18 protein-coding genes and 2 pseudogenes are annotated in these 20,937 nt (G+C 69.8%); 8 read left to right on the top strand and 12 right to left on the bottom strand.

Annotation, left to right across the window (positions count from 1 at the left end; genetic code table 11):
• Positions 1-107: 107 nt before the first annotated feature.
• Entirely contained in the window at positions 108-1,115 is a 1,008-nt protein-coding gene (locus OG306_RS31960) for a fibronectin type III domain-containing protein (RefSeq protein ID WP_371665937.1), read from the bottom strand.
• 133 nt (positions 1,116-1,248) lie between these two features.
• Between OG306_RS31960 and OG306_RS40955 the strand changes: the two are divergent.
• Together OG306_RS40955 and OG306_RS31945 are read left to right on the top strand one after the other, a co-directional pair.
• Positions 1,249-2,314, top strand: a pseudogene (locus OG306_RS40955) (amidohydrolase family protein).
• Between the two features lie 36 nt (positions 2,315-2,350).
• The gene (locus OG306_RS31945) at positions 2,351-3,001 is read left to right on the top strand and encodes a TIGR03086 family metal-binding protein (protein ID WP_371665935.1); all 651 of its coding nucleotides are present in this window, start codon (positions 2,351-2,353) and stop codon (positions 2,999-3,001) included.
• Between the two features lie 63 nt (positions 3,002-3,064).
• Here the strand turns inward: OG306_RS31945 and OG306_RS31940 are convergent, their stop codons facing one another.
• The gene (locus OG306_RS31940; RefSeq protein ID WP_266749631.1) at positions 3,065-3,748 is read right to left on the bottom strand and encodes an alpha/beta fold hydrolase; all 684 of its coding nucleotides are present in this window, start codon (positions 3,746-3,748) and stop codon (positions 3,065-3,067) included.
• A 61-nt stretch (positions 3,749-3,809) separates the two neighbouring features.
• Between OG306_RS31940 and OG306_RS31935 the strand changes: the two genes are divergently transcribed.
• Complete coding sequence (locus OG306_RS31935; RefSeq protein ID WP_371665934.1) at positions 3,810-4,676, top strand: chitosanase; 867 nt, start codon at positions 3,810-3,812, stop codon at positions 4,674-4,676.
• A 179-nt stretch (positions 4,677-4,855) separates the two neighbouring features.
• Positions 4,856-5,164: an SH3 domain-containing protein gene (locus OG306_RS31930; RefSeq protein WP_266749628.1), complete on the top strand. Its 309-nt coding sequence runs from the start codon at positions 4,856-4,858 to the stop codon at positions 5,162-5,164.
• 137 nt (positions 5,165-5,301) lie between these two features.
• On the opposite strand, the gene OG306_RS31925 is transcribed toward OG306_RS31930, so the two are convergent.
• Positions 5,302-6,792: an APC family permease gene (locus OG306_RS31925; protein ID WP_266749626.1), complete on the bottom strand. Its 1,491-nt coding sequence runs from the start codon at positions 6,790-6,792 to the stop codon at positions 5,302-5,304.
• Positions 6,786-8,120 carry a metal-dependent hydrolase family protein gene (locus OG306_RS31920; protein ID WP_266749624.1) on the bottom strand — a complete coding sequence of 445 codons (1,335 nt, stop codon included), beginning with the start codon at positions 8,118-8,120 and terminating at the stop codon, positions 6,786-6,788. The genes OG306_RS31925 and OG306_RS31920 overlap by 7 nt, the downstream gene beginning before the upstream one ends.
• 102 nt (positions 8,121-8,222) lie before the next feature.
• Between OG306_RS31920 and OG306_RS31915 the strand changes: the two genes are divergently transcribed.
• Positions 8,223-8,816: a TetR/AcrR family transcriptional regulator gene (locus OG306_RS31915; RefSeq protein ID WP_266749623.1), complete on the top strand. Its 594-nt coding sequence runs from the start codon at positions 8,223-8,225 to the stop codon at positions 8,814-8,816.
• A gap of 252 nt (positions 8,817-9,068) precedes the next feature.
• Here the strand turns inward: OG306_RS31915 and OG306_RS31910 are convergent, their stop codons facing one another.
• From OG306_RS31910 to OG306_RS31880, 7 genes are all read right to left on the bottom strand, one after another.
• A complete protein-coding gene (locus OG306_RS31910; protein ID WP_266749622.1) occupies positions 9,069-10,466 on the bottom strand; it encodes an 8-oxoguanine deaminase in 1,398 nt (465 codons plus the stop codon).
• Between the two features lie 211 nt (positions 10,467-10,677).
• On the bottom strand, positions 10,678-11,634 hold the full coding sequence (gene pucL, locus OG306_RS31905; protein ID WP_266749621.1) for a factor-independent urate hydroxylase: 957 nt from the start codon (positions 11,632-11,634) through the stop codon (positions 10,678-10,680).
• Between the two features lie 5 nt (positions 11,635-11,639).
• A complete protein-coding gene (gene uraH, locus OG306_RS31900; protein ID WP_266749620.1) occupies positions 11,640-12,029 on the bottom strand; it encodes a hydroxyisourate hydrolase in 390 nt (129 codons plus the stop codon).
• Positions 12,030-12,034: 5 nt separating this feature from the next.
• On the bottom strand, positions 12,035-12,544 hold the full coding sequence (gene uraD, locus OG306_RS31895) for a 2-oxo-4-hydroxy-4-carboxy-5-ureidoimidazoline decarboxylase (protein WP_266749619.1): 510 nt from the start codon (positions 12,542-12,544) through the stop codon (positions 12,035-12,037).
• 251 nt (positions 12,545-12,795) lie between these two features.
• Positions 12,796-13,182 carry a helix-turn-helix domain-containing protein gene (locus OG306_RS31890; protein WP_371665933.1) on the bottom strand — a complete coding sequence of 129 codons (387 nt, stop codon included), beginning with the start codon at positions 13,180-13,182 and terminating at the stop codon, positions 12,796-12,798.
• Positions 13,179-13,430 carry a hypothetical protein gene (locus OG306_RS31885; protein ID WP_266749618.1) on the bottom strand — a complete coding sequence of 84 codons (252 nt, stop codon included), beginning with the start codon at positions 13,428-13,430 and terminating at the stop codon, positions 13,179-13,181. Before OG306_RS31885 ends, OG306_RS31890 begins: the two co-directional genes overlap by 4 nt.
• 98 nt (positions 13,431-13,528) lie before the next feature.
• The gene (locus OG306_RS31880; RefSeq protein WP_266749617.1) at positions 13,529-14,731 is read right to left on the bottom strand and encodes a lactonase family protein; all 1,203 of its coding nucleotides are present in this window, start codon (positions 14,729-14,731) and stop codon (positions 13,529-13,531) included.
• A 316-nt stretch (positions 14,732-15,047) separates the two neighbouring features.
• Here OG306_RS31880 and OG306_RS31875 point away from each other — a divergent pair, with 316 nt between their 5' ends.
• The 3 genes and pseudogenes from OG306_RS31875 (at position 15,048) to OG306_RS31865 (ending at position 18,512) form a co-directional block, all read left to right on the top strand.
• Complete coding sequence (locus OG306_RS31875) at positions 15,048-15,887, top strand: TIM barrel protein (protein WP_266749616.1); 840 nt, start codon at positions 15,048-15,050, stop codon at positions 15,885-15,887.
• A gap of 47 nt (positions 15,888-15,934) precedes the next feature.
• Positions 15,935-16,834 (top strand): 2-hydroxy-3-oxopropionate reductase, encoded by a 900-nt coding sequence (locus OG306_RS31870; RefSeq protein WP_266749615.1) that lies wholly within the window; start codon positions 15,935-15,937, stop codon positions 16,832-16,834.
• A 221-nt stretch (positions 16,835-17,055) separates the two neighbouring features.
• Positions 17,056-18,512: pseudogene (locus tag OG306_RS31865) on the top strand (catalase).
• 430 nt (positions 18,513-18,942) lie between these two features.
• Here OG306_RS31865 and gcl read toward each other — a convergent pair.
• Positions 18,943-20,718 (bottom strand): glyoxylate carboligase, encoded by a 1,776-nt coding sequence (gcl, locus tag OG306_RS31860; protein WP_266749612.1) that lies wholly within the window; start codon positions 20,716-20,718, stop codon positions 18,943-18,945.
• Positions 20,719-20,937: the final 219 nt, after the last annotated feature.

The following is a 20,937-nucleotide window of genomic DNA, read 5'->3' as shown; positions in this document are numbered from 1 at the left end:
GCAGGGACCGGTGAGGCGGTCCTGAGGGGGAGTGGAGACTTTCCTGGTGCCATGGAGCACGGGAAAACTAAATGGTCTGGACCAAATCGTCAAGAGGTTCAGACCAATCACTCGCCAAGTCGGTCGCCGAGGACGACCGTGCGCTGGGCGGAGAAGTCCCCCCACTTCCCGTCCGGCAGTTTGGCGCGGATCTTCATCGAGTAGCGGGTGCCGCGTGGGTCGCTGACGGTGAGCCGGTAACTCGCCCGGCCCGCGGGCGGGGTGGCGCCCCACACGATGGTGGTGGTCAGCCGGCCGTCCATGAAGAGCTGGTACGCCGGGATCTCGCCGCCCGTGTCGGGCTGCTTCCAGTCCAGGTCGACGGCGTACTCCTTGCCCTGGACGCGGTTGCTGATCCGCAGGTCCGTGGGGGCGGTACTCGCGGGTGCGCCCGGCGCGGAAGCGGTGGTCAGGTCGAGGGCATTGCTGTCCGGCGAGGAGGTGTCGGCGGCGTCGCGGGCGCGGACGGTGAACGTGTAGACGGTGCCGGGGCGCAGTCCGGTCACATGCGCGGTCGTTCGCGTGCCGGGCACGCTGTGGATCCGGGAGTCCTCCTGGTAGATGTCGTACGACGTGACGCCGACATCGTCCGTCGAGCCGCCCCAGGAGAGGTTCACGGCCCGGCTGCCGTCCGCGGCGCCGCGCAGCTTCACCGGGCGGGTCGGCGGCTCGTGGTCGGCAGGGGTCGGGGCGGGTGTGGTGACGGCTGCGGCGGCGCTCGGCGCGGAGAGGTTCCCGGCGGCGTCGCGGGCGCGAACGGTGAAGGTGTACGCGGTCGAGGCGGTCAGCCCGCCGATGTCGGTCATCACCTTGGTCGCCGGGACGGTTTTGACCTTCTCGCCCTGGCGGTAGACCTCGTAACCGGTGACCGCCTCGTTGTCGGCGGCCTGCTCCCACATGATGTGCGCGGAGGTGGCGCTACTGGCCTGCGCTGTCACATGGTCCGGGGTCGTGGGCTTCTGGATGTCGGCCTCGGGGGCGGAATCACAGGCGGTGAGCGTAACGAGGAGCAGGGCGGCGGCGGAGCAGGCCAACGCAGCGGTTACGTGGGGGCGTTGCACGGTCGTGCCTTCCATCCGGCAGCAATGGTCCAGACCTGTATCGCATGGCGCGAAGGTCGCCGACAAGAGGGTGGAGAGGAACGTTCCGCAATGTGCCGGTGTGGGTCGTGCTCTTTGGGCCGGAAGGTGGGGGGTGACGTACGGTCGGCTGATGCTGTGCGTACGTGGGGTTGTGCTGCCTGAACGCGAGGAGCGCGAGTTCTGGATCGACGGCGAGGTGCTCCGTGCCGGCAGGCCGCCGGGAGGGCTCGCGGGCCGGGCCGCGGAGACGGTCGTCGACGGCGGCTGGCTGCTGCCCGGGCTCGTCGATGTGCACACGCATCCCGGGGCGCTTGAGCCGGGCGCGCCCTTCGGCGAGGAGCTGCTGCGCAAGCAGTTGGGCGAGCACCGGGACGCCGGGGTACTCGCGGTGCGCACCCCCGGCACTTCGCAGCGGATGCCCGCCTGGGTGGAGAAGGACCCCGGACTCCCGCGCGTGACCTCGGCGGGGCGCTGGCTGGCCACACCCGGCCGGTTCTTCCCCGGCTTCGGACGGGATGTGAGCGAGGCGGAGCTGGTGCGGGCGGCCGTGGAGGAGGCGGCGGCTTCGTCCGGGTGGTGCAAGGTCGTCGGTGACTGGGGCTCTCGATGAACCCGCCGTACCGCTCGCGCTGTTGACCTCGGTGGTGGAGGCGGTGCACGCGGCGGGCGGCAAGGTGGCGGTGCACTGCCAGACCGCCGAGGGCACCCGCAATGCCGTACTGGCGGGCGCCGACAGCCTGGAGCACGGCATGCATCTGGACCCGGCGCTCCTGGACCGGATGGCCGCCCAGGGCACGGCGTTCGTGCCCACACTGAGCGTCTTCGGCGCGAAGGCGGACGCGATGCGGGCACGGGAGCCGAGCGTGCGCCGTGATCTGTGGCTGGCCGGCTGGGACACCATGCTCAGCAATGTCCGGGCGGCCCACGAAGCGGAGGTGACGGTGCTGGCCGGGACGGATTCCTTCCCGTGCGGGACCGTCGCGGGCGAGATGGACTGGCTGGTACGCGCCGGCCTGCCGGCCCACGCGGCGCTCGGCGCGGCGTCCTGGACAGCACGTGCCTGGCTCGGTCTGCCAGGCCTGGCGGACGGCGCGCCCGCCGACCTCGTCGCGTACGCCACCGATCCGACCCTGGACCCGGCCGCGCTGGATCATCCGAGCCGGATCGTGCTCCGGGGACGCGTGGTGCGCTGAGCGATGAGTTCCGGGCGCCGGAGCGGTCTGCATTTTATGAATACACACACGGAGACCGCACCCACGATCGATCTGGAGCCCGCGGCCCGCCAGATCGCCGGCCTGCTCGACGGGATCGGCGAACAGCAGCTGGCGGGCCCGACGCCCTGCCCCGGCTACACGGTCCGGGAGCTCCTCGCCCACGTGGCCGGGCTGAGCACGGCCTTTCGCGACGCGGCGCGGAAAAACTTCGGCCCGACGACCGACACCGCCCCGGACGTCGCGCTTCCGGTCCTCGCCGACGACTGGCGCGAATCACTGCCGCCACTGCTGGACGAGCTGGTGACGGCCTGGCGCGATCCTGCCGCCCGGCAAGGCATGACCAGGGCGGGCGGTGTCGACATGCCGGGCGAGGTGGCCGCGGTGGTCGTGCTGGACGAGCTGGTGATCCACGGCTGGGACCTGGCCCGTTCGACCGGCCAGAAGTACGAGGCGGACGAGGCGAGCCTGCGTGTCTCGCTGGCCATGCTGACGCCGAACGACACCGTCCCCCGGTCCGAGACCATCTTCGGCCCGCCCGTTCCGGTCCCGGCCGACGCACCACTCGTCGACCGGGCCGTCGCCATGAGCGGCCGCCACCCGGACTGGCAGCCGGGCACGTCGGCCGCGCTTCCGCCGGACGTCGCCCGCGCTCCCGCAGGACAGTGAGCGGCTGCCGGGCGGGCGGGGTTGCCGGTGCGGGCGCGGGCCGAAGGCCGTACCGACGGCCCTTCAGCTGGTGAAGAACTCCGTGATCTGCTGGGCGACCAGGTCGGGGTGGACCTCGTGCACCCGGTGGCCGCCCCCGATGGTGATCAGCCGGCAGTCCGGGATCAGCGAGGCCATGTCCTGCAGGCGCCCCTGGGGCATGGTGGACTCCGGGCCGCCGGCGATCATCAGCGTCGGCGCGACGATCTCACCGAGGCCCACCGCCCACTCGGGGTCGGGGTCCGACACCTGGACCCCGATGGGAGAGACCGCGGCCCAGTCGTAGTCCACCGGTCCCGTCGGCTCGGCGGCCGGCTTCGGTTCGCTCGGAAACGGTGGCGGGGTCTCCACCAGTACCAGCCGCTCCACCCGGTCCGCGTGCTCCTGCGCGAGCAGCTCGGCGACGACGCCGCCCATCGAGTGGCCGACGAGGCCGACCCGGTCGAGTTCGCACGCGTCGAGGAAGCCGAGGACGTCGTCCCGCATCAGCTCGAAGGAGTACTCGTACGGCCAATCGCTCTCGCCGTGCCCCCGCAGGTCGAGGGCGTACACCCGCCACTCCTCGCCGAGCAGGCTCCCCGCCGCCTCCCAGCTCGCGGCGGAGCCGCCGAGGCCGTGCAGCAGGACCACCGGCGAGCCGAAGGGGTCGCCCCAGGTCCGGTACGCCAGCCGTACGTCGCCGACATCCACAACAGACTGATCTTCCATACCCCTGACGCTACAGCCGAATGGGCGCAGACCACTCCTCGCGACGTGACAGGGTGAAGGGGTGAAGATCGTTTCTCGTCGCCTGTCCACCGCCGTCGCGGCGGCCGTCATGGCCGTCTCCATGCTCTCCGGATGCACGGGATCCGGGTCGGGACCGGGTGCCGGATCGGCGCCCCGGTCCGCCGGGGAAGCACCGGAATCCGGGCTCGACGATCCGGCGAAGAAGGAGATCGCCATGCAACTGGTCTCCAGCGCGGAGAACTCCTCACTCGACTGGAAGGCGCAGTACGAGTACATCGAGGACATCGACGACGGCCGCGGCTACACGGCGGGCATCATCGGCTTCTGTTCCGGCACCGGCGACATGCTGAAGGTCGTCGAGCGGTACACGGCGGCGCGTCCGAGCAATCCCCTGCAACGGTTCCTCCCCGCGCTGCGAGCCGTGCTGGGCAGCGACGCGCACGACGGACTCGGCGGCCCGTTCACCGAAGCATGGGCCGCGGCGGCCACCGACCCGGCCTTCCGGGCGGCGCAGGACGCCGAGCGCGACCGGTCGTACTTCGACCCCGCGGTCACCCGGGCCGAGGCGGACGGACTCGGCGCCCTGGGGCAGTTCATCTACTACGACGCCTATGTGATGCACGGGTACGACGACTCCGACGGCACGGTCGGATTCCGGACGATCCGGCGCGAGGCGATCGACTCGGTCCCGCCCCCGGCGCGCGGCGGCGACGAGGCGGCCTACCTGAACGCCTTTCTCGACGCCCGCGTCGCGGCGATGCGGAAGGAGCGCTCGCACTCCGACACCAGCCGGGTCGAGACGGCCCAGCGGGTGTTCGTGCACGAGGGCAGGTTCGGGCTGGAGACACCGCTGCGGTGGCGGGTGTACGGCGACAGCTACCGGATGGACGCCCCGCCGAATCCGTGATCGACAGGCGCGGGAAGCATCCGCGCCACCGACCGCGCACGCTGGCGCACATACCGTATGGCCTGCACTTTCACTCCCGGATGAAGGTGATCCGGACCCGTGACGCGGTGATCGTCGGCTCCGTTGATTCCGACGAACGGCACACCCGGATGTGAGCCGGAAAACGGAGGAGAAGCCGCATGGTGAAGAAGATGATGCTGGCCGCGACGGTGCTGACCGCCGGTCTCGGCCTGGCCCTGAGCCCCGCCGCCCAGGCCGCGCAGAGCCCCGCCGCCGCACGGGTGGCGAAGGCGCCGGCCGCGGTCTGCACCGTCAACGACAACGGGGTGAATTTCCGCGGCGGACCCGGCAACGAGTACCCGGTCCTGGGCCAGGTGAACCGGGGCCAGAACCTCAACCGCCGTGGCCAGCAGGGCAACTGGGTCATGGGTGACCTGTGGGGCGGCCCCACGGGTGTCTGGATCCACGTCGCGTATCTGAACTGCTGAAGCCCGCGCGCCTCGGCCCCGCTCCGAAGCAGCCTTCACCCACCTCTGCGGAGCCACTCCCGTCCCCGTCGGCTCGGGCCGCGCCCGCCGCCACCGCCTCGACCACGGCGGCGGTGGGGCAGCCGGGACGGGACGCATCATCCGTCTTCGTCGAGGATCGGCTGCGGCAGCAGCCGGAATCCCTTGGTGACGGCACCGAGATAAATGCCGCCGAGCGTGAGCCAGCCGAGCCCGAGCAACTTGGCGGAGGTGTCGATATTGACCCACAGGACGACGTTCACCGCGATGCCGATCGCCGGCATGACGAGGAAGCGCACAGCATCCGTCCCTGTGCGGCGCCGTTCGCGGAAGTAGTAGTGGTTGATGACCGAGAAGTTGACGAGCAGGAACCCGGTGATCGCGCCGAAGCTTGTCAGCGAGGCCGCACCGAGCAGGTTGTCGGAGAAGAACACGGCCGTGAGAGCGATGGCCGAGGTGAACACGATGTTGTTCACCGGCGTCCCGAAGCGCGGGGAGAGGTGCCCGAAGAAGCGGACGGGGAGCAGACGGTCACGCCCCATGCCGTACAGGACGCGTGACACCGCGGCGATCGCGGCCATGGCACACAAGATGCTCGCGGTCTGGTCGGTGACGAGGAACGCTGTCGACAAGCCTTCGCCGCCGATGCGGGGAAGGAGCTCGAAAATGCCGACGTCGGGATCCTTCATCGCCGATGGCGCACTCGGCCAGGCGATCTGCAGGAAGTACGAGATGACGGCGAAGCCCACGCCGGCGCCGACGCAGACGATCAGGATGCCGCGCGGCACGGTCTTTCGGGCGTCCTTCGTCTCCTCCGCGAGTGTGGACACCGCGTCGAAGCCGAGGAACGACACCGAAAGGATCGAAGCGGCCCACAGAATATTGCCCGGGTCGAGCCGTGCGACGTCCACGAGAGCCTGCGGGACGAGCAGGCTGCCGCTGCCGTCGCCGCCGAGCACGTAGGCGGTGATCAGACCGATCAGGCTCAGGCAGAAGAGGATCTGGGCCGAGACCAGGACCACGTTGAGCCGCCCCGACACCTTCACGCCCAGGACGTTGACCAGCGCGCCCAGGAACGCACCCGCGATCACCCAGGCCGCCACCGGGACCGACGGCACGTACTCGTTCATGTAGATGCCGAAAAGCAGGTAGCAGACCATTGGCAGCAGCAGGTAGTCGAGCAGCATGACCCAGCCGGTGCCGAAGCCGAGCCAGGGGTTCACCGCCTTGCGCACATAGCTGTAGGCCGAGCCGGAGACGGGGAAGGCCCGCACCATCTGAGCGTACGAGTAGGCCGTGAAGAACATCGCGACGAGCGTCACCACATAAGCGAGCGCCATCATGCCGTCGGTGAGGTCGGTGATGATGCCGTAGTAGTTGAAGACGACTGTGGGCGCGAGGTAGGCCAGCCCGAAGGCGACCAGATGCCTGAGCGTCAGGACGCGGCGGAAGCCGGCCGTGGATTTCCCTTCGCTGTTCGCCGCAGTCCCGACACCTTCGATGTTCGCCGCAGTCCCGAACTCCTTGCCTTCGGTGCTCGCCGCAGTCCCGAACTCCTTGCCTTCGGTGCTCGCCGCAGTCCCGAACTCCTTGCCTTCGGTGGTCACCACTCGAACTTCCCGTCCTTCACGGTCAGCCTGCCGTCGCAGAAGATCAGATGGATGTTGGACGCGTCGGCGAGGACGTCGGCGGAGGTGGTGGGGTCTGCTCGGACAACGAGGAGGTCGGCCTGCTTGCCGACCTCGACAGTGCCGATCACATGGGACATCCCGACCGCCTCGGAGCTGATGACGGTCGCGGCGGTGATCGCCTGGCGTACGGTCATGCCTGCCTCGACAAGGGCCCGGAACTCCAGCGCACTGTACTCGCCGAAGGGGGTGAGCGGCTCGTAGACGGTGTCGGAGCCGAGGGCGATCTTCACTCCCGACTCGAGCGCCAGCTGGAAGCTACGGACCGCGGAGCCGGAGTAGTCGTCCGCGAAGGAGTCGTCCCGCCCCTCGTACAGGTCGCGGTACAGGAAGGCGTCCGGCCGCAGCGGCGGCCGGCGGTCGCCGTCCAGGGGCATGAAGTCGCGGTGCCAGTTGGCGATGAGCTGCAGAGTCGGGACGAGGATCGTGCCGGCGTCGGCCATCGTCTTCGCCAGGTCGGCGTCGAGATCCTCGCCGTGCTCGATGGTGTCGACCCCGGCCTCCACCGCCATCGCGATGGCTTCGCGACTCTCCGCATGGCACATCACGATCGTGCCGGTCTGCCGGTGCGCCTCTTCTACGGCGGCGGCGAGTTCGCGAGCCGAGTACTGGATGTCGCCATTGCGGTCGTGCGGCCAGTTGTCACCGCCGGACAGGAAGATCTTGATCGCGTCGGCCCCCTCACGCAGCAGGTAGCGGACGGCTTTGACGATCTCCTGCTCACCGTCGGCCACCAGGCCGAAGACGCCGTTCTCACGCACGTAGTCGGGCGTGAACTGGAAGAGGTCGCCGTGGCCGCCGGTGCGAGTGAGACCCGGCCCGCAGGCGATCACCTTCGGCCCGGGGAGCTTCTGCTCGAAGAAGACGCGCTTGAGGTACAGGCCGTTCCACGAGACATCACGGACCGTGGTGAAGCCGTGCTTGAGCAGCGTCTGCGCCTCGCAGACGGCGCGGATGGCGCGCACGGTGCGGTTCTCGGCGATGACCCCGAGCTCCTGGTCGTCGATGCCGGCGCGACCACCCGCCAAGTGGACGTGCGCGTCGATCAGACCAGGCGTGACCCACATGCCCTGAAGCTGAAGCTCCTCGGTACCGGGCCTGGTCGTGTAGTGCGTGCGGGCGAGTATCTCGGCGATCCGCCCGTCCTCGATGACGAGCACGGCATCCCTGACCGGCTCCCCGCCGCGGGCGTCGAGCACGTTCACCCCGATCAAAGCGGTGCGTTCCGGTCGGTGGGTGGAGTAGAGCATCGCTGGCCTCCTAGTCACGCCACAGTTGTTTGTCTTTCTGACAAACAACTGGGGGTTGGCAGTATGACAAACTTGGTACGGATCCGCACCAGGAGGTTTTTCATGCGCCCGAGCCTCGCCAGTCAGCGCAGTGCCGAGATGCTCGACGCCCTGGCCGACTGCGTCGCCGAGTACGGGGTGCAGGGCGTCACCGTCGACAAGATCGCCGCGCGCGCAGGCTGGACCCGCGGGCTCGTGCGGCATTACCTGGGCAACAAGGACGAGCAACTGCGGGCTCTGATCAGCGTGCTGTCGACGCGGTACGCCACCGAACTCATCGACGCCATCGCCGCGGCTCCGGTCGGGCAGCGGCGCCGCGTCGTCATCGACGTCCTGTTCGGGGCCCGTTGGCAGCAGCGCGACCGCGATGACATCGTGCTCGACCAGCTCATCGCCTACGAGGCGCTGAAGCCCGCCAATGAGTCGTCCCTGCTGGTGATGTACCGCAGCGTCGCCGACACCATCGCGTCGGCGACGCTGTCGGAACGGCCGGACCTCGATGCGCAGGCCGCCGCCGAGCTGGGCTTCACCATTGTGTCTCTCGCCTACGGCTCGGCGACCATGCTGGGGATCGGCTGGCCGGAGCAGACGCGCACGGCAGCGGCAGTGGCGCAGGAGCTGCTGTTCGCAGGAGAGGGCGAGGCCGGGCGGGCGTAGCTGCCCCGGCGGTTCCTCCGGTCGGGTACACGTCTGCGGCGACGTGGGTGTCAGGGAGGCGGTGCACGTGGGGCCTTGGCGCAGGCAGGGGGCAGGACGTGCAGCTGGTGCGGCAGCTCGGGTCGCCGGTGCGGGGGCACGTACGCGGACGTACGCGCCCCCGCACCGGTTGCCGCGGACCTCGTTCGGTCCTCGGCGGTCGGCCGAGGGCCGTCCCCCTCGGCCGACCGGTATCGGGGGTGCCCCGGAGTGTCAGGCTCCGGCGGCGATCCGTGCGAGGCGGCGGGCCTCGTCGCGGGTGGCGCGGGCGATGGCGTCCTCGTCCGCGGTGATCAGGTGGTTGCCCTCGACGACCGGCTTGCCGTTGACGAGGGAGAGGGTGACGGGGGCCGCGGCGCCGAAGACGAGCGCGGTCACCGGGTCGGCGATGGAGGCATGGGCGAGGGTGTCCAGCTTCCAGAGCACCAGGTCGGCGAGCTTGCCGGGTTCCAGGGAGCCGATCTGGCCGGCGCGGCCGAGGACCTGGGCGCCACCGTACGTTCCCAGGCGCAGGGCCTGACGGGCATTCAGGGCCCTTTCGCGGTGGGCGCCGAGGCGGTTGATGAGGACCGCGTTGCGCAGCTCGGTGTGGAGTTCGCCGGCCTCGTTGGACGCGGTGCCGTCGACGCCGAGGCCGACGGGAACGCCCGCGGCGAGCATGTCGGGCACCCGGGCGATGCCGGCGGCGAGGCGGGCGTTGGACGAGGGGCAGTGCGCGACGCCCGTTCCGGTGCGGGCGAAGGCGGCGATGTCGGAGTCGTTCATATGGACGCAGTGCGCCATCCACACGTCGTCGCCGAGCCAGCCGGTCGACTCGAAGTAGTCGGTCGGGCCCATCCCGAACAGCTCGTGGCAGAACCGCTCCTCCTCCACCGTCTCCGAACCGTGGGTGTGCATGCGCACTCCCTTGCGGCGGGCCAACTCGGCTCCCTGTCGCAGCAGTTCCGTGGAGATGGAGAACGGGGAGCAAGGTGCGGCGGCGACCTGGGTCATCGAGTCGAAGGAGTCGTCGTGGTGCGCGTCGATGGTCGCCTCGGTGCCGGCGAGCGCACCGTCGAGCGTCTCGACGGCGAAGTCCGGCGGCAGTCCGCCGTCCTTCACGCTGCGGTCCATGGAACCCCGGGCGAGGGTGAACCGTACGCCCATGTCACGGGCGGCCCCGATGATGGCTCCGGAAAGATCCCCGGAGCCCTGCGGGTAGACGTAGTGGTGGTCCATGGCGGTGGTGACACCGCCGCGGGCCATCATGGCGAGCGAGCCCTGCGCGGCGGCGCGGACCATCGGCTCGTCGATGCGCGCCCAGGTCGGATACAGCGCGACCAGCCAGTCGAACAGGTTGTGGTCGGTGGCGAGGCCGCGAGTGATCCACTGGTAGAAGTGGTGATGCGTGTTGATCAGGCCCGGGGTGACCAGATGTCCGGTGCCGTCGATGCGGCGCACGACGTTCTCCAGGCCTTCGCGTGCCCGGCCGGCGCCGACGGACTCGATGCGGTTGCCCGCGACGACGACATGGCCCGACGCGTACTCGGTGTCGTCGGCGTCGACGGTCGCGATCGAACAGTTCTCGATGACGATGCGTTCCACGTGCTCAGGAGCTGCCGGTGCTGCCATGGTGCTTCCTTCTCTTTCCAGCGGTGTGGGCACGGCAGGGCCCCAGGACGATTTGAGTGCCGCGGCCGGGCGGCCGTGGGTGCCGAAAGGGTGGAAGAACAGGTGGAGCAGGACCGCGACAGGCGCTCCGGCGCCGATGCCGGAGCCCAGCCTCCGGTCCGGCCCGGTCCCCGCGCTGCTGTGTGCGGACGGGGACCGGCTCGGCGCCACGTCAGAGGTTGGTCATGTCGACCGGGATCTGCGGCTCCGTCCCGTCCCGCAGCACGGTAGCTTCGATCAGGCCGTACGGGCGGTCCGCCGCGAAGTAGACAGCGCCGTCTTCGGTATCGTTCTTGAGCCCGAACGGTTCGAGGTCCACCAGGAAGTGGTGGTTGTTCGGGAGCGAGAAGCGGATCTCGTCGATCTCGCTCCGGCTGTTGATGACCCGCGAACCCATCTGGTACAGGGTCTGCTGCAGCGAGAGGGAGTACGTTTCGGCGAAGGCCTGCAGAATGTGCTTCTTGGCCTGCGCGTACGACTTCTCCCAGTTGGGCATCCGGTCGGCGTCGCTGGTCCAGTTGTAGCGCCAGGCGGTGGAGACGTCGGTGCACAGGATGCGGTCGTACGTTTCCTTGAGTGTCGTGTACTTGTCCTTGACGTAGCCCCAGAACTCCGAGCTGGTGGAGTTCATGACCGTGAGGTCCTTGAGGCCGGAGATGACCTGCCACTTCTCACCGTCGAAGGTGATCTGCGCAGTGCGCAGCTCCTGGCCCTTGCGGGCGAAGGAGTGGTTGACCTCGTCCGATCCGATGAACCGGGAGTTGTTGTCCGAGGTCGCGATGCGTTCCCAGGAGTACTCCTGGATCCGGATGCGCGCGACCTTGATCGGCTCCTGCGACGTCACGAAGTGGCGCGCGAGGTGGATGCCGAACTGCTCGGCGGACTCGATGCCGTGCTCCTTGGCGAAGGCGAACACCGTGTTCTTGGTGGTGTCCGTGGGCAGGACGTTCGCGTTGGAGCCGGAGTAGTGCACGTCCTCCATGTCGCCGGAGAGGGCGACCGAGACGTTCAGGTCCTTGATGTGATGGGTGTCGCCGTCCCGCGTGATCCTGACAACGCGGTTCTCTGCTTTGCCGTACTGGTTCTGGCCGAGGACCACAGGGCGGGGATGGTGGGAATTGACTGTCATGTCTGCTAGCTCCCTCGGTAAACGGAGTAGCCGAACGGGTTGAGCAGCAGCGGTACGTGATAGTGCTCGCCCGGTACGACGGCGAAGGTGATCGCCACTTCCGGGAAGAACGCACCGCTGTCCCTTACGCGGGGGGCGTCCTGCTGCGCCTCGGCTTGCTTGTTGAAGAAGTACGCCTCGGTCTCGAAGTCGAGACGTACATGGGTGGTGCCCTCCGGCAACGCCGGCAGGTCCTTGCATCGCCCGTCCGCGTCGGTCGCGGAGCCGCCGAGCGTCACCCACGGCGCGTCGCTGCCACTGCGGGCGGCGAGCGTGACGGCGACGGCCGCGGCGGGGCGGCCGATGCTGGTGTCCAGGATGTGCGTGGACACCGATGCGGTGGTGTCGGTGCTCAAGACCGTCACTCTCCTTCGGTTACGAGACGGGTCAGCCGGATGCGATTGATCTTGCCCAGTTCGGTGCGCACGATCCCGCGCTCCTGCTCGGGCGAGTTCCCGATCCGGGACTTCACCGCGTCGCGCATCTGCTCACCGGTGGCTCCGGTGGCGCAGATCAGGAAGACGTGTCCGAACCGTTCCTGGTAGGCCAGGTTCAGTTCGAGCATCTCGGCCTTGAGTTCCCCGGAGGCGCCGGCCATGCCCCGCTGTTCGCGGGAGGAGGTCGGGTCTCCGGGCTTCGGGCGGCCGATCGGCGGGTGACCGGCCATCGCGTCGGCCAGATCCTCCGTGGTCAGCGCTGCCGTGGCGGCATCACTGGCGGAGAGAAGGGCTTTTGCGGTGGTGTACGGGCGTCGGGAGAGGATCGCTCTTCCCCAGGCCGCACTGGCGCACACGTCGTGCAACGCGGTGGTGGCCTCGTCGTCCGTCAGGGTGTTGAACCGGGCCAGGCCCGGCGTGGAGTTCGAAGTCACGGGAACCTCCGTGGCTGATTTCGCTGTGCGTCGCTCGGCGTCGCGTCGGTCGGGCTGCGGATAGCTAACGCCCTCCACAACACCACGTCAACACTTTGTTGAAATTACGCGCATGCAAAAGGCCGACGCCCGGCGCTCCGGACGACGGCCTGGCGCGGCCTTCCACGGCCTTCGCTCACCTACGGGCTCAACTACTGACCTTTGGCGGCATTTTCCCTGTTGAGGTAGTTGCAGACGGAGAACTACGCCCGCTACCCCCGCCCCCGGGCCCGCTTCTCCTCCTGGGCATTGATGTAGTTGTAAACGGTGAAGCGGCTGACCCCCAGCGCGCCCGCCACCGTCTCCACGCCGTGCCGTACGGAAAAGGCGCCACGTGCCTCCAGGGCCCGTACGACCGACTGCTTGGTCCTGCGGTCCAGCTCCGCGAGCGGCATGCCGTACCGGCGCTCCATGGCGGCCAGGATGTGGTCGAGCGAGTCCGAGAGCTGGGGCAGCCGGACCGCTATGACGTCTTCGCCCTCCCAGGCCAGCACGACGTCGTCGGGTTGCGCCTGCTCGGGTCCGAGCAGCTCGGCGCCCATGGCGTCGACGAGCGGCTTGACCGCGGTGACGAGGGGGTGATCCACCGGTTCGGTCACTTCGAGCCCTCCCCGATCACGTTGACCTGGAGCGATACGCGCGTGGCACCGGATGCCAGGGCGCGGCGCAGCAAGGAGTCCACCGCGGTGAGCACCTCGTCCGCGCCGCCCTCCGCGGTGTTGCCGAAGGGGCCGACGTCCACGGCGTCCAGATCGGCGTTCTGGATGACCTCGCGGGCGACGACCGCGTGGGCGGGCGCCTCGTCGAGATCGAAGGGTTCGGTGGTGAACTCCACCCTCAAGCGCACTGTGCCTCCCTGGTGCGTTCGCCGCGTCCCTGTGCGCCCGCGGCCCAGGGCCCGACCCTAACGGACAGGCGCCGGGGCCGTCGGGCGGCGGCTCGCCCTCAATACCGGGACGGCCCCGGCGCCAGGTACGGGAGCACGCAGACGGCCACCGGGGCGGGGAAGGCGTCGCCGGTACGGGTGAGTCCGCCGCTCTTCGCATCGACCCGGAAGACCGTCACCGTGCTCGACTTCTGGTTGGCGGCGAAGAGCAGCTTCCCGTCCGGCGAGAAGGCGATCTGGCGGGGGAAGTCGCCGCCGACCGGCACGGTGTCGAGCAGCCGCAGCGCGGCCCCGTCGTCCTCGACGGCGTAGCGCGTCAGGCTGTTGTGCCCCCGGTTGGCCAGGTAGGCGAAGCGCCCGTCGCCGGTGACCAGGAACTGCGCGGGGTAGTTGGTGCCGGCGCCGGTCCCGGTGGACTGCGGGGCGCCCGGGGAGAGGGTGCCGGTGGCCGGGTCGTAGCCGCAGACGACGGCGGTGTTGTCGACCTCGCAGGCCAGGTAGGCGAAGCGGCCACCCGGGTGAAATGTGATGTGCCGCGGTCCGGCTCCGGGTCGCAGGGCCGCGTAGGAGACCTGTGCGAGGGTGCCGCGTTCCTCGTCGAGCCGGTACGTGTACACGGCGTCGTTGCCGAGGTCCACGGCGAGGACGTGTCCGCCGTCCGGGGTGGTGATGACCTGGTGGGCGTGCGGCCCGTCCTGGCCGGGGCCGGGCGGCGGCGCGGTGTGCGTGACCAGGTCCGTGCGCTCCCCCAGCGAGCCGTCGCCCCGGATGGGATGCACCGCGACGCTTCCGGAGGTGTAGTTCGCGGTGAGCAGCCACCTTCCCGTGGGATGGACGGAGAGGTGGGTGGGTCCCGCCCCGCCCGTGCCGCGGGTTCCGAGCACCCGGGGGGCTCCGTCCGGTGGGAGCGCGACGGCCGTCACCCCGCCCCGCTCCTGCTCGTCGACCGCGTAGACGGTGGCGCCCGAGGGATGCATGGCCAGGTACGAGGGGTTGTCGACGCCGGTGATCACGGGGCCGGCGGAGATCGCCCCGGTGGCGGCGTACGAGGCCATGCCGATGCCCTTGCCGCCACCCTCGGCCGAGGTGTACGTGCCGATCAGCAGCTGCCCGGTGGCGCGCGGGCGCGAACCCACCGTGGGCGCGGGGTCCGGCGCGGCCTCCGGGGACCGGAGCGAGCCGGGCGGCGCGGGGGCCACGGACAGGGCGACACCGGCGAACAGGGCTCCGAGAACGGTGCGCCGGCTGGTGGCGTGGGTCATGCGAGGCACCTCGTGTGGGGTCGAGTGCGGGGGCGTACGGGCGGCGAGTGCCGGCGGGCGGCCTTGGGCGTCGCGTACGGGCTTCGGATGCGGGGCCGGGCGGCAGCTTCGGGACGGCTGCGCCGGGTGCACCAGCCACCCTGTCCCGGCCCGGGCCCCTTCGGCAACCGGCGCATTCCCGGCTTCCCCCCGCGCAACCGGCACGAAGGCGCCCGGCACGAATTCCCGGCACCCCCTTGACAGCCCTCCCAGCCCCGGGCAATCTTCCGTTACGTAGAAACTAACTTCCGCAATACGGAAGGAGCGCCGAACCCTCATGGGCTACCCGGACCAGCGCTTCGATGTGAACCTTTCGATCCTCTTCACGGAACTCCCGCTCCTGGAGCGTCCCGCGGCCGCCGCCGCGGCCGGCTTCACGGCGGTCGAGCTGTGGTGGCCCTGGACCGGGACCCCCACTCCGCCGCGGGCCGAGCTCGACGCCCTCAAGAAGGCGCTCGACGAAGCAGGCACGCAGTTGGTGGGGCTGAACTTCTACGCCGGACAGCTGCCCGGCCCGGACCGCGGCGCGCTCTCCGTGCCCGGCGCGGAGTCGGACCGCTTCCGCGCCAATGTCGAGGTGGCGGCCGACTTCGCCGCTTCGGTCGGCTGCAAGGCGCTCAACGCGCTCTACGGCAATCGCGTCGACGGCGTGGACCCGGCCGTGCAGGACGAACTCGCCCTGGAAAACCTGGCCGTCGCCGCCCGTGCGGCCGACCGGGTCGGAGCGGTCCTGCTGATCGAGACCCTCAACCAGCCGGAATCGCCGCGCTACCCCCTGGTGAGCGCACCGTCCGGCATCGAGGTCGTCGACAAGGTCAACGCGGCGACAGGGCTCGGGAACGCGAAGTTCCTGCTGGACCTGTACCACCTGTCGATGAACGGCGAGGACCTCGGTCAGGCCATCACGGCGTACGCCGCGAAGACCGGCCACGTCCAGATCGCCGACAACCCGGGGCGCGGCGCACCCGGCACCGGCTCGCTCCCCCTGGAGCAGCTCCTCGACGAGCTGACGAAGGCCGGTTACGACGGCTGGGTCGGCCTGGAGTACAAGCCGGGCGGCCGCCCGAGCGCCGAGGCCTTCGAGTGGCTCCCGGCCACCGCGCGGTCCGCCCGCTGAGGGCGGACAACTCCCCCTCGCACACACGCTTACCGGAAGGCACCCTCATGAGCAACAACCTCCCCAAGGTTGCGTGGATCGGTCTCGGCATCATGGGCTCCCCCATGTCCGAGAACCTGATCGAGGCCGGGTACGACGTCACCGGTCACACCCTGGAGCAGGACAAGATCGACCGGCTGGTCGCGGCCGGAGGCACGGGCGCGGGCTCGATCGCCGAGGCGGTCCGGGACGCCGATGTCGTCATCATGATGGTGCCCGCCTCCCCGCAGGTCGAGGCCATCGCGTACGGCCCCGACGGCATCCTGGAGAACGCGAAGCGCGGCGCGCTGCTGATCGACATGTCGTCGATCACCCCGCAGACCTCCGTGGACCTCGCGAAGAACGCCGTGGAGAAGGGCATCCGGGTATTGGACGCCCCGGTGTCCGGTGGCGAGGCCGGTGCGGTCGAGGCGGTGCTGTCCATCATGGTCGGCGGCGAGCAGGCCGACTTCGACGCCGCGCAGCCGATCCTCCAGGCCCTCGGCAGGACCATCGTGCTGTGCGGTCCACACGGCTCCGGTCAGACGGTGAAGGCCGCGAACCAGCTGATCGTCGCGGTCAACATCCAGGCGTGCGCCGAGGCGGTCGTCTTCCTGGAGAAGTCCGGCGTCGACCTCGCCGCCGCACTGGACGTCCTGGGCGGCGGACTGGCCGGCTCGACGGTCCTGACCCGTAAGAAGGACAACTTCCTGAAGCGGGACTTCGCGCCGGGCTTCCGGATCGACCTGCACCACAAGGACATGGGTATCGTCGCGGACGCCGCCCGCAATGTCGGTGCCGCGCTGCCCGTCGGCGCCGTGGTCGCCCAGCTCGTCGCCTCGCTGCGCGCCCAGGGCGACGGCGGCCTGGACCACTCGGCACTGCTGCGCTCGGTCGAGCGGCTGTCGGGTCAGCCGGTCCATGCCTGACCCGCGGGGCCCCGCCGGGCCCGGCAACCAGAGACTTCCGGATGGTGTCGGCACTGACACCTGTCCTGTCGCGCCCAGGCGTCGGCGCCATCCGGAATACCAGACTCCTAATTTCAACAAACTGTTGACGCCTGGTTCGGGGCGTACTTACGCTCCTGGAGCCCCGAGCCGTCACAGTTCAGCAGCTCAGCAGCTCCCGTACGGAAGGTCGCCCCGACACCATGACGCAGCGTGTGCTTACGACCGAGTCAGGCGCCCCGGTCGCCGACAACCAGAATTCCGCCACCGCCGGCGTCGGTGGCCCGATCCTCCTCCAGGACCAGCACCTGCTGGAGAAGCTGGCCCGCTTCAACCGGGAGCGCATACCGGAGCGCGTGGTCCACGCCCGCGGCTCCGGCGCGTACGGCTACTTCGAAGTGACCGATGACATCACGGCGTTCACCCGCGCGGACTTCCTCTCCGAGGTCGGCAAGCGCACCGGGACGTTCATCCGCTTCTCGACCGTCGCCGACTCCCTGGGCGGCGCGGACGCCGTGCGCGACCCGCGCGGCTTCGCCCTCAAGTTCTATACGGACGAGGGCAATTACGACCTCGTCGGCAACAACACCCCGGTGTTCTTCATCAAGGACCCGATCAAGTTCCCCGACTTCATCCACTCGCAGAAGCGCGACCCGTTCACGGGCCGTCAGGAGCCGGACAACGTCTGGGACTTCTGGGCCCACGCGCCCGAGGCGACCCACCAAGTCACCTGGCTGATGGGCGACCGCGGCATCCCCGCCTCGTACCGTCACATGAACGGCTACGGCTCGCACACGTACCAGTGGACGAACGCCGAGGGCGAGGCCTTCTTCGTCAAATACCACTTCAAGACGAACCAGGGCGTGCGCTCCCTCTCCAGCGAGCAGGCCGCCGAACTCGCGGGCAAGGACGGCAGCTCGCACCAGACGGACCTGCTCCAGGCCATCGAGCGCGGTGTGAACCCGTCCTGGACGCTGCACGTACAGGTCATGCCGGCCGCCGAGGCCGCGGACTACCGCTTCAACCCGTTCGACCTGACCAAGGTGTGGCCGCACGCGGACTACCCGCTGCAGCGGGTGGGCCGGCTGGTCCTGGACCGCAACCCGGACAACGTCTTCGCCGAGGTCGAGCAGGCCGCGTTCTCCCCGAACAACTTCGTGCCCGGCATCGGCCCGTCCCCGGACAAGATGCTCCAGGGCCGGCTCTTCGCCTACGCGGACGCGCACCGCTACCGGCTGGGTGTCAACCACACCCAGCTCCCGGTGAACGCGCCGCGCACCGCGGTCGTCGACAATTACGGCCGTGACGGGCTGCACGCCACGCGCAACGGCGCGCGCCACGACAAGAACTACGAGCCCAACTCGTACGCAGGCCCCGCCCAGACCGACGCGGCGCTCTCCGCCCCGCTCGCGATCCACGGCCGGACCGGCACCCACGCGGCGCCCGCCACACCAGGGACGACGACTTCTTCCAGGCGGGCGAGCTGTACCGGCTGATGTCCGAGGACGAGAAGGGCCGCCTGGTCGCCAACATCGCCGGGGGCCTCTCCCAGGTGACCCGCGACGACGTGATCGAGAAGAACCTCGCCCACTTCCACGCCGCCGACGCCGACTACGGCAAGCGCGTGGAGGAGGCCGTCCGCACCCTGCGCGAGGACTGAGCCTCACAGCGAGGGAGGCCGTCCGCCCGTGCGCGCGGACCGAGCCTCACACCGAGCCCTGCTCGCGTCGCACATCCGGATGAGGGATGTCATGCGGCGCGGGCAGGACGAGGTCGCGGCGGTTGTGCGATGCCAGTGCGGTGGTGGGGGCAGGTGGGTCTGCTCGCCTCCTGACCTGAAGGGGACGAGGGCTTCCGGCCCGATCGCCGCCGCCGCGACCCCTGTCCCCTTTCTTTCCCCGTGCCAGGGCGCGGAGTACGGATACGGTCCCGTACTCCGCGCCCTTCCTCGCGTGCCGGGCCGCTCCCAGGGTGCCGGCCGCCCCGTCGTCGGGGTTCCGTCCTCGGCCACCGGACGCGCCGGCCCCCTGACCGTGGCCCCCCGCCCCCGGGACTCGGGGACGGGAGGCCACGGCCGGACCGGCAGGCCGTCAGGATGCCGTCAACCGGCGGATCGCGGTCGGGGCGTGGGACGGGTCGGTCGCGATGTCCTCGAACTCGTTGACGGACGCGATGTCCGTACCGCTCATCGCGATGTTCGTCACGCGCTCCACAATGGCCTCGACGACCACCGGGACCCGGAACTCCGCAGCCAGCTTCTTCGCCTCCTCGAAGGCCGGCAGCAGCTGGTCCGGCTCGATGACGCGGATCGCCTTGCAGCCCAGGCCCTCGACGACCTTGACATGGTCGACGCCGTAGACGCCGAGCTCCGGCGAGTTGAGGTTCTCGAACTCCAGGTTGACCTGGAAGTCGATGTCGAAGGTGCGCTGCGCCTGGCGGATCAGCCCCAGGTAGGAGTTGTTCACCAGGACGTGGACGTACGGGATACGGTGCTGCGCGCCGACCGCCAGCTCCTCCAGCATGAACTGGAAGTCGTAGTCGCCGGAGAGGGCGACGACGGAGCCGTCCGGGTCGGCGGTGGCGACGCCCAGCGCGGCCGGGATGGTCCAGCCGAGCGGGCCCGCCTGGCCGCAGTTGATCCAGTGGCGCGGCCGGTGGACGTGCAGCATCTGCGCACCGGCGATCTGGGAGAGGCCGATCGTGGTGACGTACCGGGTCTCGGGGCCGAAGGCCCGGTTCATCTCCTCGTACACCCGCTGCGGCTTCAGCGGCACGTTGTCGAAGTGCGTACGGCGCTGCAGCGCGGCCCGGCGCTCCTGGGTGGACGCGGCCCACTCCGAGCGGTCCTTGAGCTTCCCCGCGGCCTTCAGCTCGCGCGCCACCTCGACGAACAGCTCCAGCGCCGCCTCGGCGTCGGAGGCGATGCCGAGGTCGGGGGCGAAGATCTTGCCGAGCTGGGTGGGCTCGATGTCCACGTGGACGAAGGTGCGGCCCCGGATGTAGACGTCCAGCTTGCCGGTGTGGCGGTTGGCCCAGCGGTTGCCGATGCCGAGGACGAAGTCGGACTCCAGGAAGTTCGCGTTGCCGTAGCGGTGCGAGGTCTGCAGGCCAACCATGCCCGCGTTCAGCTCGTGGTCGTCGGCGATGACGCCCCAGCCCATCAGGGTGGGGACGACCGGGACGCCGGTCAACTCGGCGAATGCGACAAGGAGTTGGCACGCGTCGGCGTTGATGACGCCGCCGCCCGCGACGAGCAGCGGGCGCTCGGAGGCGTTCAGCAGCTCCAGGGCGCGCTCGATCTGCTTGCGGGTCGCGGCGGGCTTGTGCACCGGCAGCGGCTCGTACAGATCGGGGTCGAACTCGATCTCGGTGAGCTGGACGTCGATGGGCAGGTCGATGAGGACCGGGCCGGGGCGGCCGGTTCTCATCAGGTGGAAGGCCTGCTGGAAGACGCCCGGGACCTGGGCGGCTTCGAGGACGGTCGTGGCGGCCTTGGTGACGGGCGCCGCGATCGAGGCGATGTCGACCGCCTGGAAGTCCTCCTTGTGGAGCACGGCGGTCGGCGCCTGGCCGGTGATGCAGAGGATCGGGATCGAGTCGGCGATCGCGGAGTAGAGGCCGGTGATCATGTCGGTGCCGGCCGGACCCGACGTGCCGATGCAGACGCCGATGTTGCCCGGACGCGCCCGGGTGTACCCCTCCGCCATGTGGGAGGCGCCCTCGACATGGCGGGCGAGCGTGTGACGAACCCCGCCGGAGGCCTCGAGGGCCGCGTAGAAGGGGTTGATCGCCGCGCCCGGCACACCGAACGCGTTGCTGACGCCTTCGCGCTTGAGGATCTCAACTGCCGCTCGGGCAGCGGTCATTCGAGGCATTGAGTGCTCCTGCTCGGGCCTGGTGGATTCGGGCTCTGTCGCGCCACCTGAGAGCACCAATTCCGCATTGATTCCGCCTAGATTCGAATTCCGTATTGCGGAAAATTGATTCTGTTATGCGGAAGTTAATCTAAAGCGCGGCCGGGCGGCCGTCAAGAGAGTCCGCACCCGGCGGACCGATGCGCGCGCCCGGTCCGCGAAGTACGCCAA

Source organism: Streptomyces sp. NBC_01241, assembly GCF_041435435.1.
Taxonomy (GTDB): Bacteria; Actinomycetota; Actinomycetes; order Streptomycetales; family Streptomycetaceae; genus Streptomyces.
The sequence above is the reverse complement of the archived record's forward strand: the minus strand, read 5'-3'. Positions and strand labels throughout refer to the sequence as shown.

Coding starts and splice junctions, on each gene's coding strand:
- OG306_RS31930 (WP_266749628.1), top strand. CDS start 4,856: ATGGTGAAGAAGATGATGCTGGCCGCGACGGTGCTGACCGCCGGTCTC.
- OG306_RS31880 (WP_266749617.1), bottom strand. CDS start 14,731: ATGACCCACGCCACCAGCCGGCGCACCGTTCTCGGAGCCCTGTTCGCC.
- OG306_RS31960 (WP_371665937.1), bottom strand. CDS start 1,115: ATGGAAGGCACGACCGTGCAACGCCCCCACGTAACCGCTGCGTTGGCC.
- OG306_RS31945 (WP_371665935.1), top strand. CDS start 2,351: ATGAATACACACACGGAGACCGCACCCACGATCGATCTGGAGCCCGCG.
- pucL (WP_266749621.1), bottom strand. CDS start 11,634: ATGACAGTCAATTCCCACCATCCCCGCCCTGTGGTCCTCGGCCAGAAC.
- OG306_RS31870 (WP_266749615.1), top strand. CDS start 15,935: ATGAGCAACAACCTCCCCAAGGTTGCGTGGATCGGTCTCGGCATCATG.
- OG306_RS31910 (WP_266749622.1), bottom strand. CDS start 10,466: ATGGCAGCACCGGCAGCTCCTGAGCACGTGGAACGCATCGTCATCGAG.
- OG306_RS31920 (WP_266749624.1), bottom strand. CDS start 8,120: ATGCTCTACTCCACCCACCGACCGGAACGCACCGCTTTGATCGGGGTG.
- OG306_RS31940 (WP_266749631.1), bottom strand. CDS start 3,748: ATGGAAGATCAGTCTGTTGTGGATGTCGGCGACGTACGGCTGGCGTAC.
- gcl (WP_266749612.1), bottom strand. CDS start 20,718: ATGACCGCTGCCCGAGCGGCAGTTGAGATCCTCAAGCGCGAAGGCGTC.
- OG306_RS31915 (WP_266749623.1), top strand. CDS start 8,223: ATGCGCCCGAGCCTCGCCAGTCAGCGCAGTGCCGAGATGCTCGACGCC.
- OG306_RS31875 (WP_266749616.1), top strand. CDS start 15,048: ATGGGCTACCCGGACCAGCGCTTCGATGTGAACCTTTCGATCCTCTTC.